This window comes from Microbacterium petrolearium, assembly GCF_054782875.1.
In genome coordinates, this window is the sequence record NZ_BAAGRQ010000014.1 from 24,193 (window position 1) to 36,939 (window position 12,747).

Annotated in this window: 15 protein-coding genes and 1 tRNA gene; 5 read left to right on the forward strand and 11 right to left on the reverse strand. The window is 73.1% G+C overall.

Annotated features, from left to right (window positions below):
* Window positions 1-19 precede the first annotated feature (19 nt).
* From ACYVJ0_RS11030 to ACYVJ0_RS11045, 4 genes are read right to left on the reverse strand one after another with little or no spacing between them, the layout of a single operon-like run.
* Window positions 20-853 carry an energy-coupling factor transporter transmembrane component T family protein gene (locus tag ACYVJ0_RS11030; RefSeq protein WP_460817848.1) on the reverse strand — a complete coding sequence of 278 codons (834 nt, stop codon included), beginning with the start codon at window positions 851-853 and terminating at the stop codon, window positions 20-22.
* A complete protein-coding gene (locus ACYVJ0_RS11035) occupies window positions 850-2,577 on the reverse strand; it encodes an ABC transporter ATP-binding protein (protein WP_460817850.1) in 1,728 nt (575 codons plus the stop codon). Before ACYVJ0_RS11035 ends, ACYVJ0_RS11030 begins: the two co-directional genes overlap by 4 nt.
* 3 nt (window positions 2,578-2,580) lie before the next feature.
* Window positions 2,581-3,468, reverse strand: a complete 888-nt coding sequence (locus ACYVJ0_RS11040) for a cell division protein FtsQ (RefSeq protein WP_460817852.1) — start codon at window positions 3,466-3,468, stop codon at window positions 2,581-2,583.
* A gap of 36 nt (window positions 3,469-3,504) precedes the next feature.
* Window positions 3,505-5,130: an HAD family hydrolase gene (locus tag ACYVJ0_RS11045; protein ID WP_460817853.1), complete on the reverse strand. Its 1,626-nt coding sequence runs from the start codon at window positions 5,128-5,130 to the stop codon at window positions 3,505-3,507.
* Window positions 5,131-5,251: 121 nt separating this feature from the next.
* Between ACYVJ0_RS11045 and ACYVJ0_RS11050 the strand changes: the two genes are divergently transcribed.
* On the forward strand, window positions 5,252-6,226 hold the full coding sequence (locus tag ACYVJ0_RS11050; protein WP_449854765.1) for a LacI family DNA-binding transcriptional regulator: 975 nt from the start codon (window positions 5,252-5,254) through the stop codon (window positions 6,224-6,226).
* A 10-nt stretch (window positions 6,227-6,236) separates the two neighbouring features.
* Here the strand turns inward: ACYVJ0_RS11050 and ACYVJ0_RS11055 are convergent, their stop codons facing one another.
* Complete coding sequence (locus ACYVJ0_RS11055; protein WP_449854766.1) at window positions 6,237-6,842, reverse strand: class I SAM-dependent methyltransferase; 606 nt, start codon at window positions 6,840-6,842, stop codon at window positions 6,237-6,239.
* Window positions 6,843-6,846: 4 nt separating this feature from the next.
* Window positions 6,847-7,290 (reverse strand): DUF7832 domain-containing protein, encoded by a 444-nt coding sequence (locus tag ACYVJ0_RS11060; RefSeq protein ID WP_449854767.1) that lies wholly within the window; start codon window positions 7,288-7,290, stop codon window positions 6,847-6,849.
* 155 nt (window positions 7,291-7,445) lie between these two features.
* Here ACYVJ0_RS11060 and ACYVJ0_RS11065 point away from each other — a divergent pair, with 155 nt between their 5' ends.
* Complete coding sequence (locus ACYVJ0_RS11065; RefSeq protein ID WP_460817855.1) at window positions 7,446-8,117, forward strand: type 1 glutamine amidotransferase domain-containing protein; 672 nt, start codon at window positions 7,446-7,448, stop codon at window positions 8,115-8,117.
* Window positions 8,118-8,294: 177 nt separating this feature from the next.
* Here ACYVJ0_RS11065 and ACYVJ0_RS11070 read toward each other — a convergent pair.
* The 4 genes from ACYVJ0_RS11070 to galU form a co-directional block, all read right to left on the reverse strand.
* Window positions 8,295-8,370, reverse strand: a tRNA-Ala gene (locus ACYVJ0_RS11070).
* An 81-nt stretch (window positions 8,371-8,451) separates the two neighbouring features.
* The gene (locus ACYVJ0_RS11075) at window positions 8,452-9,402 is read right to left on the reverse strand and encodes a large exoprotein (RefSeq protein WP_460817857.1); all 951 of its coding nucleotides are present in this window, start codon (window positions 9,400-9,402) and stop codon (window positions 8,452-8,454) included.
* Between the two features lie 100 nt (window positions 9,403-9,502).
* On the reverse strand, window positions 9,503-10,132 hold the full coding sequence (locus ACYVJ0_RS11080; protein WP_449854801.1) for a GNAT family N-acetyltransferase: 630 nt from the start codon (window positions 10,130-10,132) through the stop codon (window positions 9,503-9,505).
* A gap of 23 nt (window positions 10,133-10,155) precedes the next feature.
* Window positions 10,156-11,043 carry a UTP--glucose-1-phosphate uridylyltransferase GalU gene (gene galU, locus ACYVJ0_RS11085; protein WP_460817858.1) on the reverse strand — a complete coding sequence of 296 codons (888 nt, stop codon included), beginning with the start codon at window positions 11,041-11,043 and terminating at the stop codon, window positions 10,156-10,158.
* Window positions 11,044-11,141: 98 nt separating this feature from the next.
* Between galU and ACYVJ0_RS11090 the strand changes: the two genes are divergently transcribed.
* From ACYVJ0_RS11090 to mscL, 3 genes are read left to right on the forward strand one after another with little or no spacing between them, the layout of a single operon-like run.
* On the forward strand, window positions 11,142-11,738 hold the full coding sequence (locus tag ACYVJ0_RS11090) for a 5-formyltetrahydrofolate cyclo-ligase (protein WP_460817860.1): 597 nt from the start codon (window positions 11,142-11,144) through the stop codon (window positions 11,736-11,738).
* A gap of 23 nt (window positions 11,739-11,761) precedes the next feature.
* Window positions 11,762-12,013, forward strand: a complete 252-nt coding sequence (locus ACYVJ0_RS11095; RefSeq protein ID WP_449854798.1) for an FmdB family zinc ribbon protein — start codon at window positions 11,762-11,764, stop codon at window positions 12,011-12,013.
* A gap of 50 nt (window positions 12,014-12,063) precedes the next feature.
* Window positions 12,064-12,468 (forward strand): large conductance mechanosensitive channel protein MscL, encoded by a 405-nt coding sequence (gene mscL, locus ACYVJ0_RS11100; protein WP_460817862.1) that lies wholly within the window; start codon window positions 12,064-12,066, stop codon window positions 12,466-12,468.
* A gap of 69 nt (window positions 12,469-12,537) precedes the next feature.
* Here the strand turns inward: mscL and ACYVJ0_RS11105 are convergent, their stop codons facing one another.
* The gene (locus tag ACYVJ0_RS11105; protein WP_460817864.1) at window positions 12,538-12,744 is read right to left on the reverse strand and encodes a hypothetical protein; all 207 of its coding nucleotides are present in this window, start codon (window positions 12,742-12,744) and stop codon (window positions 12,538-12,540) included.
* Window positions 12,745-12,747: the final 3 nt, after the last annotated feature.

Sequence of the window (12,747 nt, forward strand, 5' to 3'; positions counted from 1 at the left end):
CGGCGGCCCGTCGGCCGCGTCAGCGGTAGACGGGCCACTGCGCGCCCGCGGCGTAGCAGGCCGCCACGAGCGCCGCGGTCGCGGCGAGCACGAGCACATCGAGCCAGCGCACGCGCAGTCCCTCGATCCGGATGCGCCGGCCTCGGTCGTCGACCGTCGCGAACGTGAAGCCCCGCGCCTCGAGCGCCTCGACCGTGGTGCGCACCGACTTGGCCGTGTTGAGGAAGATCGGATAGAACGCCCGCACGGCGAGCGTCGCCCAGTGCACCACGTGGCGCCAGCCGAGCAGGCCGGCCTGCGCGGGCGGCGCCTGCCGCAGTCGGTAGCCCTCCATCACCGTCGAGAACTCCTCGACGAGGATCGGCATCATGCGGTACCCGTACGACACGGCGAAGGCGATCGCGGGCGGGCAGCGCAGGGCGAGCAGGGCGTCCGAGAGCTTCTCGGGATCGAGCGACACGAACGCCGCCAGACTCACGAGCGACACGACGCCGATCTTCGCCGTCACCTCGGTCAGGGCGACGAACGTGGTGAAGTCGCCGCCGAAGATCGTCGCGGCGAGCACGAGGTAGACGAGCTCGAATCCGAGGCCGATCACGAACAGGCCGAGCACGAGCGGACCCACGCGGGCCAGGACGACCGCGATCGTGCCGAGCAGGAACAGGCAGCCGATGGTCGTGAGGTTGTGCGTGAACCACGGCGCGAGCGCCGTCGCGACGTACCAGAGCAGGACGACACGGGGATCCATCGCCGCGAACAGGCCGCCGCGCGTGGAGTACGCGGTGCGGATGAGCTCGAGCTTGATCCACTCGACGCTCAGCACGTCGCGCTGCTTGCGCGCCACGGCGCTCATGCCGTCACCCTCCCGCCGGCGGGGGCACCGGCCCGCGCCCGCGGGTGCCACGCGGCGAACTCGTCGAGCGTCACCGGGAGGGGGTCCATCCCGAGCGCCCGCCCCAGCTGCGCCACCTGCGGCGGCACGAGGCGGGCCCTCGCGAGCACGGCCTCGTCGGCGAACAGCTCGCGCGGGGTCGTGTCGGCGACGATGCGCCCGTCCTCGAGCGCGATGACGCGCGTCGCGACCTCCGCGACGAGGTGCATGTCGTGGGTCGCGATCACCGCGCAGCCGATCCGGTCGCCCAGCTCGCCGAGCATGCCGATCACGTCGTCCCGGCTGGCGACGTCCAGGCTCGCGGTGGGCTCGTCGAGCAGCAGCAGGCTGGGGCGCATGGCCAACCCGATCGCGAGGGTCGCGCGCCGCTGCTGGCCTCCCGAGAGCGTACGGCCGTCCCGGTCGGCGAAGGGCACGAGCTTCACGCGATCGAGGATCCGATCGGTGAGCGCCTCGGCATCCGGATCGCGCCGACTGCGCGGGAAGAGCGCCACGTCGGCCCGCACCGACTCCTTGAGGAACATCCGCTCCGGCTGCTGGTACAGGTAGGCCGCCCGCTCGGCGAGCCGGCCCGCGCGCTTCGACCTCGTGTTCTCGCCGTCGAGGAAGACGTCGCCCTCGCGCGGCACGTGGATGCCCGCGAGCAGCCGCATGAGCGTGGTCTTGCCCGAGCCGTTGCCGCCGATGAGCGCGATCCGCTCGCCCTCGCGCAGCGTGACGGACAGGTCCCGGATGACGGGCTGGATGTCGCCCGCCACGGAACGGAAGCCGTGCGAGACGCCGCGCGCCTCGGCGACCACGCTCGCTGCCTCGGGCGCGACGGATGCCGCCGGCGGTGCGACCGCGCGGGGCGGCTCGTCGACGCGCACGCGGATGGCCTCGGCCGCCTCACCGACCGAGCGGGCGACACCCGGCACCCCCACCCGCCGCATCGCGTCCACGACCTGCGGGGCGGGGATGCCGTGCTCGGCAAGGTCGTCGGCGCGCGTCAGCGCCTCCGTCACGGGCAGGTGCCACACCGGCGCCCCGGCGCTCATGAGCACGACCGAGCGGGCGTACTGCGCGATGAACTCGGCGTGGTGCTCGATCGTGATCACCGTGATCCCGCGCTCGCGGTTGAGCGCCGTGAGCCGGTCGTACACGTCGTGGGCGGCGGCGGGGTCGAGCTCCGCCACCGGCTCGTCGACGACGATCACCTCGGGCCGCAGCGCCAGCACGGAGGCCAGCGCGACGAGGTGCGCCTGGCCGCCCGACAGCTGCCAGACGAACCGGTCGGCCAGATGCGCGATCCCGACGGCCGCCATCGCCTCGGCCGTGCGCTCGGCGTGGTCCTCGAAGCCGAAGTTGATCGGCCCGAACGACACCTCGTCGCGCACGGTCGGTCGCACGAGCTGGTTCTGGAAGTCCTGGTACACGTAGCCGACCGACCAGGAGAGCCGCGCCACCGACGACTCCCATGTGTCGATGCCGGCCACGTGCACCGATCCGGCGAACTCGCCCGCCCAGTAGTGCGGGACGAGGCCGTTGAACGTCTTGCAGAGGGTGGTCTTGCCGGAGCCGTTGCCGCCGACCATCGCGACGAAGTCGCCGCGCTCGATGGTGAGGGTGACGTTGCGGAGCGTGTCGGCCTTGGCTCCCGGGTAGCGGAAGCTGAGGTCGCGCACCTCGATGATCGGGTCGGCCACGGGTCAGGCGTCCTTGCGGCGCTTGCGCCAGACGGCGAACAGGATGCTCGCGAGGGCGAGCACGACGACGATCGCGGCCACGCTCACCCAGAGGAACTGGTCGCCGTAGACGTCGCGGAACTCGCCCTCGACCGCCCCGACCGACACGTCCCACGCCTCGAGGAAGGCGAAGAAGAACGAGGCGATGCCGGCGAGCACGGCCACCACGACGAACCAGGCGGCCTGCGGCACGCCGCCGGGGATGGGCTTGCCCGGCTCGCGCGGCGCGAGGCCCAGCATCGGCTCGATGCGGCGGTACAGGGCCGGCACGAGCCAGATGGCGGGGATCGCGCCGAACAGGATGCCCGACATGACGAGGTCGACGCCGAAGCCGATGGCCTCGAGCAGCAGGACCGACTCGGGCAGACCCTGCACGAACTCCGCGTCCTCGACGCCGATCCACACCTTGAGCAGGTCGACGGCCGCCGAGAGGAACTTGTCGATGCCGACGATCAGCAGCGCACCCAGCACGATCTGCCCGCGCTTCAGCGGATTGCGGATCACGGAGCCGGCGATGTAGATGGCGAGGAACATCTGGATGAAGCCCTCGACCTCGGCGAGGCCGGAGAAGTCGCCCATCAGCAGGTCGGTGAAGACGATCTCGCCGAGCGGGGCGCCCAGCGCCACCCAGAACGGGCTGAACAGTGCCGCGAGGGTGATCGGGATGAACACCATGTAGCTGACGGAGAAGTCGACCGGACCGATCGTGATGTCGGGGATGACCTCGAGGATGATGTTCGACAGCCCGAACAGTGCCATCGAGAGGACGAAGACCATGAGGTTCTGGGGCGTGGACGGCGCCGCGGAGCCTCCGCCGCGCAGCTGCCCGCGGCGTGCTTCGGTGGTGGTCACTGCAGTCTCCTTCGGGTAAGGGGGAAGTACTCGGGATCAGGCGACCGGCGCGAGCCGGCTGGTGCGGACGAGGGGGACGAGATCGCCGGGCGTTCCGACGATCTCGGTGGCGAGTCCCGACGCCAGGGCGGCGTCGAGCTCGGGATCCGGGGTGGATCCGCCGCGGACGAGCACGCGACGGGCCACGCCGCACGCTCGGGCCGCGAGGGCGTCGTTCTCGGGCTTGTCGCCGAGGAACCAGGTGCGCGCGGGGTCGGCCCCCGCGATCGCAAGCGCCTCGTCGACGATCCGGGTGTCGGGCTTGCGCACGCCGATCTCGTCCGAGCACACGTAGGCGCCGATGAGCGCGTCGAGCCCGTGCTCGCGGCACTCCTCGCGCACGGCGCGCCCGCTCACGGTGTTCGAGACGACCACGACCGGCATGCCCGCGTCGCGGCACGTCTCGAGTAGCTCGCGCACCCCCTCGCGCAGCGTGCGCCGGGACTTCGCGCGCCCGTAGCGGGCCATGACGTCGTGCGCCTCTGCACGCAGCACGGCGCGGCGCCGGGGCGAGAGCGCGGCTCCGAACCATTCGCTCCAGAACACCACGGCATCGGCCTCGGGCAGCGCGGCGCCCTCCTCGTCGAAGCGGCGGCGGGCGGCGGCCTTCCACGCCCGGTGCGTCGCCCTGGCCTGCGCGATGAGACGCTCGACGCCCGCCGCGTCGAGCTCTGACTCCGGGCCGGCGAGCAGCCGGGCCAGCCAGGTCGCGAATCCGGCCAGCTGCTCCTCGTCGGCCGCGGACGCCGAGATCACGCCGCCGTGGTCGATCAGCAGGGCGGCGCGCCCCGCCGGCGGGACGGGCGCGGCGGGCGCCGGGCGCGCGCCGGCGGCGAGCGCCGCCTGCAGCGCCGCGACGATGCCCCGCGGATCCTCGTAGACGGCGTCGGCCTCGCCGTCGACCGCGAACGGCGGCGCGTCGGTGTGGTGGCTGCGGGTGAGGATCACGGCCGCGACGCCCGCGCGGCGCCCCGCCACGACGTCGCGGTCCTGGGTGTCGCCGACGTACCAGCAGCGATCCGCCGTCGTCCCGCACGCCTCGGCCGCGAGCTCGATGATGCCAGGATGCGGCTTGCGCAGGCCCACCTCGTCCGAGTAGCACTGCACGGCGAATCGCCCGTCCAGCCCGTGCTGCGCCATCACGGCGCGGTGGCTGCGCCCGGAGTGCGCGTTCGAGACGATGCCCACGGGGATCCCGTTCGCGTCGGCCAGATCGAGCAGCTCCCGGATCCCGGGGCGCACGCGGTGCTCCGACAGCGTCGTCGTGACCTCGAGCAGCACGTCGCTCGCCTCGGCGACGAGCAGCAGCCGCGCCCGCTCCGGCAGGTCGGCGGCCAGGAAGTCGCCCACGATCTCGCGCGGGGCCAGCTCGCGCGGCGCGAGGCGCCGGCTCTGGGCGTGCTTCCAGTGCTTGAGCGCCGTCAGGCCCGCCGTGAGCGAGCTCTGCAGGCGGTCGGTCTCCACGTCGATGAGGCCCCTGGCGAGGCGCTCGCGCAGCTTCTGGGCGAGGCGCCGCTTGCCGGCGGGGTCCTTGGCGGTTTCGAACACCACGCCGCCGAAGTCGAGCAGCAGGGCGTCTGGAACGTTCCGGAGCGGTGCCGGAAGGAGATCAGCGGAGGTCACGGACGCGACGCTACGGGCGCATCGTGACCGGCGGCGGTCCGGAAGGTGAACGGATCCGGAACGTTCCAGGCGCGCCGCAGACCGGCGCCCCCGCGCGATGCGCGGATGCGAGACTCGATGCATGACCCCGGCACACCGTCGCCCCACGATCGTGGACGTGGCGCACGCCGCCGGAGTCTCGAAGTCGCTCGTGAGCGCGGCGCTGCGCGGCGATCCCGGCGTCAGCCAGGCCAGCCGGGACCTCATCCTCGCCACCGCCGACAGCCTGGGCTACCGACGCAACGGCTGGGCGCAGCGGCTCGTGAGCGGGCGCAGCGAGCTCGTGGGCGTGCTGCTGACGGACCTGCGCAACGCCTATCAGACCGACGTCGTCAACGGCATCGAGGACGCCGCGCGCGACGCCGGCTTCGGCGTGATCCTCAGCCACGGCCGCCGTGACCGCGCCCTGCTGCGCGAGCGCCTCGCCGGCCTCATCTCCCTCGGCGTCGACGCCGTGATCGCGGTGACGGGGCACCTCACCGAGGACGACCTGTGCGACGCGTCGTCCCGCGTGCCGCTCGTCGTCGTCGGCCGGCCGCCCTCCGTGCCCGCGGATGCCGGATGGATCTCCAACGACGATGAGACGGGCGCGCGCCTGGCCCTGCGGCATCTGATCGACGCGGGACACGAGCGGATCGCGCACCTCTACGACTCCGACCGCCCCGCCGCCTCCGCCCGCCGCGCCGCCTATCGGTCCCTCGCGACGCCACCCCGCGAGTACGACTCGCGCGACGGGGGGATCGAGGCGCTGCTGGACGCGATGACCGGCGACGCCGGGCCGACGGCCGTCTTCGCCGCGCACGATCGCCTCGCCGCGCGGCTCATCGCCGACGCCACCGCGCGGGGCGTCCGCGTGCCCGCCGACCTCGCGGTCGTCGGCTACGACAACACCGACCTGGCGGATCTCATGCGCATCACGAGCGTGGATCAGCCGCGTCAGCGGATGGGCGCCGACGCCATGGCGATGGCGCTCGCGCTGGCCGTGGGCGAGGCCCCGACCCGCGTCGTCGCCGCGCCCACGCTCATCCTGCGCGACTCCAGCCGCTCGCCCGCCTGAGACCGGCCCCTCAGGCGGGCTTGATCGCCTCGATGACGACGAACGGCATGCGCAGGCGGCCGAGCACCGGCACGGCGAATCGCTGCACGCTCTCGAGCCGGAGGGCGCTCGCGCGCACGGCGCTCTCGGTGTCGCGGACCGGGTCGCAGCCGTGGTCGAGCAGCCGCGTGAGCGGGCGCGCGAGCCGCTGCAGCCGGCGCGTGCCCGATCCGGCCGGGGCCGCCACGTGCTCCGCCAGCAGCACCCGTCCGCCGGGCACGAGCACGCGCGCGGCCTCGTCGAGCACCGCAGCCTGATCGCGCACGCTGCACAGCACGGTGGTCGCCAGGACCGCGTCGACGCTCGCGTCGGCCAGCGGGATCTCCTCGGCGCCCGTCACGAGCGGCGCGGCGCGGTGCCCGTGGCGCCGGGCGTTCTCGGCCAGGGCGCCGCTGCGCCCCGCGGACGGCTCGAGCCCGATCCACTCCACGTCGGCGTGCAGGTGCGCGAAGTTCGCGCCGGTGCCGGCGCCGATCTCGAGCACGCGCCCGCGCAGGCGCCGGATCGCCCCGTCGCGCGCGGCGGTGTACGCGGGCCGGCCGGTCGCCGGCGCCGTCTCGGTCGTCTCGCGCGTCATCGGCTCAGCCGAACGCCGCCGCGCCGTCGCGCTGCCACTCGGCGAACCGCTCATCCAGGACCGCGCGGACCTCCGCGCGCTTCTCGGGCGAATCGGGCTCGTGGTAGATCGTCGGCAGGTCGTCGTCCGAGAGGTCGACGTAGTCGTCGAGGTAGAGCGCCTCGTAGTAGTCCCGCGCGAACGCGTCGCCCTCCTCCGAGAGCACGTCGGCGCTCAGCACGTCGTCGCAGCAGTCGCGCAGGAAGGCCGAGCCGCTCAGCTCCCCCGCCCGCACGGCGGCGACCTCGTCGGCGTTCTCGCGCGCGACGTCCTCCTCCAGCAGCCCGCGCTCCACGATCCACGCGAGGAACACGCCGATGTGCGTGCGCGCGGCCGCGTCGTCCAGGTCGTCGGGGAAGTCGCCCCCGAGGTGCCAGTCCACGCTGTCGTAGACGATCCCGTCCGCCATGGCTCCTCCAGCTCCGTTCCGCGAGACCCGCGCTCGCGCCGAGCGTATCGCGACGCGCGGCGGAACTCGATCGGCCGGAAGAATCTGCGTGCGGGGGCGTTGGCCTCTGTGAGGCGCCCGACCGGGCGCCGACCGCGTCATCACCGAGGAGCGCCATGTCCACCGTCCTGTTCGTCGTCACCGGAGCCCGTTCCTGGACCCTCTCCGACGGTGCCACCCACCCCACCGGCTACTGGGCCGAGGAGCTGCTCACGCCCTTCCGCCTGCTGACGGGCGCGGGGCACGACGTCGTGTTCGCCACGCCCGGCGGCATCCCGCCCGTGGCGGACGAGGGCTCCCTCGAGAGCGACGAGACGCGCGCGGCGCTCGCGGAGATCGTGCGGCTGAGCGAGCCGCTGCGCCTCGAGGACGTCGCGCTGGGCGACTACGACGCCGTCTTCTACCCCGGCGGGCACGGCCCCATGGAGGACCTGGCCGTCGACCCCGTCTCCGGCGCGCTCATCGCCGACGCGCTCGAGACCGCGACGCCCCTCGCGCTCGTCTGCCACGGCGTCGCGGCCCTGCTCGCGGCGCGCGGCGCGGACGGCGCACTCGCCGCCGCGGGCCGCCGCGTCACCGCGTTCACGGACGAGGAGGAGATCCAGAGCGGGCTCGCGGCCCGCGCCCCGTGGCTGCTCGAGACCACGCTGCGCGACAACGGCGTCGAGGTCGCCACGGCCGACGCGTGGGCCGACCACGTGATCGAGGACGGCGCGCTCATCACGGGCCAGAACCCGCAGTCGTCCGGCTCCGTCGCCCGCGCGCTCCTCGCGCGACTCGGCGCGTGACGCGCTGACCCGATCCGCCCGGGTCGCACGAAGGCCCTCACCGATCGGTGAGGGCCTTCTTCATGTGGTGGACCCAGGGGGACCCCGTCGCGCGGCTGGCGCCGCACTCCTCCTCGAATCGCTCTGCCTGATACATGACAGAAGGGCACGTCCCGGAGGACGTGCCCTTCTGTCATGTGGTGGACCCAGGGGGATTCGAACCCCCGACCTTCTCATTGCGAACGAGACGCGCTACCAACTGCGCCATGGGCCCGTGAACCTCAGATACGTTACCAGATTCGCGCGGGCGCTCCGTTCAGGGAGCACCCCGGGCGCGTCCCGGGACTGGCCCGGATCAGCTGGCCGCGCGGCGCTCGAGCAGGCGGCGGACGTGGTCCTCGATCTCTGCATCGTCCACGATGCCCATGCGGGCGTACGGCGACTCCGCGGCCGCCGGGGCGGTCTCCGGCGCGGCGGCGGGGCGGGCATCGGCGATCGACACGGGAGCGGGCAGCGGCTCCTCCGCGCGGGCCCGCAGGGCCTCCTCGCGGGCCGCCTGCAGCAGCGCGTCGCGGGCGCTCTGCGCGGCGACGGTCGTCGCGGCGCGCGATCCGGCGGTCGCCACGAGCGGCGCCGGCAGCGTGCGCGGGGTCCAGCCGCGGTCCTTCGGGTTCATCAGCTGCGGTTCGGCGGCCGCGCGGCGCACCGGCGGCGCCGTCGCCACGGGCACGGGGCGCGCACGACGCACGACGCGTGCCATGCGGTTGAGCACGCTCACGCCGAGCGCGGCCAGCGCGAGGCCCGACAGCAGCAGCCACGGTCCCGCCGCGAACGCCACCGTTCCCCAGGCCGCGAGCGCGCCGCCCGCGAGCGCGCCGACGAGCGCGCCGAGGCGCTCTCCGCGCCGCGCCCTGGCCCTGCGGCGCTCGGCGTGCAGCGCCCGCTGCGCGGCCTCCAGCGCGCGGCGGCGGCGCTCCAGCTCCTGCCGCTCCCGCTCGCGCTCGAGCCGCTGCTCCTCGGCGGCGATCCGCTCCCGCTCCCGCCGCAGCCGCTCCACCTCGGCCTGAGCGCGGCGGGCGAGCTTCTGCTGCAGGTGCGCCTGCCGGGCGGTCAGCTCGACGCGCACCTCCTCGGGCGTCTCGGTCGTCTCGGCCAGCACGCGCAGCGCCCGCGACAGGCGCACGGCGTTGCGCTCGGCCGCGTCGTAGCGCGAGCGGTTGATGAGCGTGGGCAGAAGATACACGAGCCAGAGCGCGACGGCGACGAGGACGATCACGCCCCCGCCCAGCACCTGGCCCCCATCCATGTTCGCAACGGTAGGCGACCGAGACCGCATCGCCCGTGAGGCGGTGGCGTGTGTCTCGCAGAACCCGGGCGCGCCGCGTCCGACGCGCGGCCCGGACGGCTCAGCTGTGCTGGCGGTCCGCCGGGGGGATCGCCGCCGCGTCGACGGGCGCGCGGCCCGCCACCCAGCGGTTCAGCACGCCCTCCGGCACGTCCTCGCGCACGAGCGCGAAGGCGTAGTGGTCGCGCCAGTCGCCGTCGATGTGGATATAGCGGCGACGCAGGCCCTCGTAGCGGAAGCCGAGCTTCTGCACGACGCGCAGGCTGGCGCCGTTCTCGGGGCGGATGCAGATCTCCATGCGGTGCAGCCCGAGCTCCTCGAAGCACAGATCGGTCGCCATGGCGACGCACGTCGGGGTGATCCCCAGGCCCGCGTAGCGTTCGCTCACCCAGTAGCCGATCGTGGCCGACTCGAGCGATCCGCGCGCGATGCCCCAGACGTTGAGCTGGCCGGCGACGCGCCCGTCGTGCTCCATGACGAGGGGAACCCCGTTGCCGTCCTTGTACTGCTGCAGCAGCCGCCGGATCGCGAAGCGCATGTCGAGCGAGACGGCACCGTGCGGATTCGTCGCCTCCCAGGGCCGCAGCCACGAGCGGTTCGTGAGCAGCTCGTGCTGCAGCGTGCGGGCATCGCGGGGACGGATGAGCCGGATGGAGATCGGCCCGTGCTGTCGCGCGTGCTGAGCGTCCATCCGGCTCTCCCGTCCTGGCGTGACTACAGCGTCGCCGCGAACTCCTTGATCCACGGGCGGAGCTCCGGACCGAGGTCGTCGCGATCGGCGGCGAGGCGTATGATGGCCTTGATGTAGTCGAGCTTATCGCCGGTGTCGTAGCGACGGCCGCGGAACACGACGCCGTACACGTCGACGCTGCCCGGATCGCGCGCGACCTCCTTGAGCGCGTCGGTCAGCTGGATCTCGCCGCCCTTGCCCGGCTCCGTGTGCTCGAGCACGGGGAAGATCGCGGGTGTGAGCAGGTAGCGGCCGATGATCGCGAGGTTGGAGGGCGCGTCCTCCTTGGCCGGCTTCTCGACGAGGTCGGTCACCTTCACCACATCGGGGTCGTCCGTCGCCTCGACCGAGGCGCAGCCGTACATGTGGATGTGATCGGGGTCGACCTCCATGAGGGCGATGACCATCGCCTGGCGCTGCTCGTGCACCTCGATCATCTTCGGCAGCAGCGGGTCGCGCTCGTCGATGAGGTCGTCGCCCAGCATGACCGCGAACGCCGCGTCTCCCACGTGCGCCTTGGCGCGGTGGACCGCGTGGCCGAGGCCCTTGGGCTCGCCCTGGCGCAGCATGTGGACGTCGGCGAGGTCGCTCGAGGCGCGCACGCGGCCGAGCTTGGCCTCGTCGCCCTTCTCCTCGAGCCTCTCCTCGAGCTCGGGCACCGAGTCGAAGTGATTGGCGATCGCATTCTTGTTGCGGCCGATGATCATCAGCACGTCGCGGATGCCGGCGGCGACGGCCTCCTCCACGACGTACTGGATCGCGGGCTTGTCGACGACGGGCAGCATCTCCTTGGGAGTGGCCTTCGTCGCCGGGAGGAAGCGGGTGCCGAGTCCTGCGACCGGCATGACCGCCTTGATCTTCGCGGGTTCCATGCCATTACCCTAGGCGATCGATGCCGAGAGACGGGGAAAGATCCCCAGGCCCGGCGGATCGCGGGTGTCGCGCGCACGCGGGCCCGTAGACTCGCGGCATGACGGATGCCGTCGAGCACGAGAAGCGCGCGCTGCGCGCCGAGTTCCGCGAGCGGCGTCAGCTGCTCTCCGATGCGCAGCGCGACGCCGCGGCCGCCGACATCGCGGCGCGGCTCGAGGCCCTCGTGACCGAGCACGGCGCCGCCTCGATCGCGTGCTATCTCTCCTCGCCCACCGAGCCGGGCACGCGCGCCTTCCTCAACGCGGCGATCGACCGCGGCGTGCGCGTGCTGCTGCCCGTGACGCGCGAGGACGGGCTGCTGGACTGGGCCGTGGCGTCGCCGGAGGGCGGCGAGGTGATCGGCGCCTACGGAGTGCCGGAGCCGGTCGGCGAGGTGCTGGGGCCCATCGCGGTGAACGACGTCGACCTCATGATCATCCCCGCCGCCGCGATCGACGAGGACGGCTGGCGGCTCGGCTGGGGGCGCGGCTACTACGACAAGACGCTGGGATCGATGGAGAACCGCCCGCCCGTCTACGCGGTGATCTATGATTCTGAATTGGTGGAGCGAATTCCCCGCGAGGTCCACGACCAGCCGGTCTCCGGCGTCGTGACCCCCACCCGGACGCTCGCATTCCCGCGCGGGCGTCGCTGATCCGGTCATCTCTGCGAGGACGCATGCCCACGTACGCCTACGCCTGCAAGTCCTGCGGGCACGCCTTCGACGCCGTCCAGTCCTTCAGCGACCCGTCGCTGAGCGAGTGCCCCGAGTGCGGCGGCCCGCTGCGCAAGCAGTACGGATCGATCGGCGTCACCTTCAACGGCTCCGGCTTCTACCGCACCGACTCCCGCGCGGCGTCTGGCGCGAGCGGCTCGTCCGCGCCATCATCGACTTCCGGAGCATCCGCTCCGGCGCCGGCGGCATCCTGACCGGCGCCCACTGACCCGGCCGAGACGGCCGGGAGGGGGAGGAAACAGACATGCTGCAGGGCTTCAAAGACTTCATCATGCGCGGCAACGTGATCGAGCTCGCCGTCGCGGTCGTGATCGGCGGCGCGTTCGGCGCCATCGTCACCGCGCTCGTCGACTACCTGATCAACCCGCTCATCGGCGCGTTCGTGCCGAGCGGCAACCTGGAGAGCTGGGTCATCACGTTCCCCGGCGTGTTCGACGACGTGAACTTCGGCATCGGCGGCATCATCTCGGCCGTGATCAACTTCCTGTCGATCGCGCTCGTGGTGTACCTCGTGCTCGTGATGCCCATGAACAAGCTCGCCGAGCGCCGCGCCGCCAAGATCCAGGTCGAGGAGGAGGAGGAGCCCGCCCCCACGCAGGAGGAGCTGCTCATCCAGATCCGCGACCTGCTGGCCAAGCAGCAGGCCTGACGATCGCGAGGGGCGCCGTGCGGATCCGTCCGGGCGGCGCCTTCGTCGTCTCCGGACGCCCGGGCGGAGTCACCAGTGCGGCGGGCGGTCCCGGCGCAGGCGGTCGTCGTTGGGCCCGCGCTCACCGCTCGAGAGGGGCGCCGGATCGGCGCCGCGCAGGGTCGATTCGGCATCGGAGTCCGACAGGGTCCCCTCGACGCGCGTCAGCCGGGCACGGCGCGATCCGCGCACGCGCTCCACGCGCTGTCGCGGCCGCGCCGCGTCCGATCCGGTCACCGG

What these genes read in the sequence shown, in the direction of transcription:
- ACYVJ0_RS11060 (WP_449854767.1), bottom strand. Translation starts at nt 7,290, where the DNA reads ATGGCGGACGGGATCGTCTACGACAGCGTGGACTGGCACCTCGGGGGC.
- galU (WP_460817858.1), bottom strand. Translation starts at nt 11,043, where the DNA reads ATGGAACCCGCGAAGATCAAGGCGGTCATGCCGGTCGCAGGACTCGGC.
- ACYVJ0_RS11095 (WP_449854798.1), top strand. Translation starts at nt 11,762, where the DNA reads ATGCCCACGTACGCCTACGCCTGCAAGTCCTGCGGGCACGCCTTCGAC.
- ACYVJ0_RS11050 (WP_449854765.1), top strand. Translation starts at nt 5,252, where the DNA reads ATGACCCCGGCACACCGTCGCCCCACGATCGTGGACGTGGCGCACGCC.
- ACYVJ0_RS11030 (WP_460817848.1), bottom strand. Translation starts at nt 853, where the DNA reads ATGAGCGCCGTGGCGCGCAAGCAGCGCGACGTGCTGAGCGTCGAGTGG.
- ACYVJ0_RS11065 (WP_460817855.1), top strand. Translation starts at nt 7,446, where the DNA reads ATGTCCACCGTCCTGTTCGTCGTCACCGGAGCCCGTTCCTGGACCCTC.
- ACYVJ0_RS11090 (WP_460817860.1), top strand. Translation starts at nt 11,142, where the DNA reads ATGACGGATGCCGTCGAGCACGAGAAGCGCGCGCTGCGCGCCGAGTTC.
- ACYVJ0_RS11080 (WP_449854801.1), bottom strand. Translation starts at nt 10,132, where the DNA reads ATGGACGCTCAGCACGCGCGACAGCACGGGCCGATCTCCATCCGGCTC.
- ACYVJ0_RS11075 (WP_460817857.1), bottom strand. Translation starts at nt 9,402, where the DNA reads ATGGATGGGGGCCAGGTGCTGGGCGGGGGCGTGATCGTCCTCGTCGCC.
- mscL (WP_460817862.1), top strand. Translation starts at nt 12,064, where the DNA reads ATGCTGCAGGGCTTCAAAGACTTCATCATGCGCGGCAACGTGATCGAG.
- ACYVJ0_RS11055 (WP_449854766.1), bottom strand. Translation starts at nt 6,842, where the DNA reads ATGACGCGCGAGACGACCGAGACGGCGCCGGCGACCGGCCGGCCCGCG.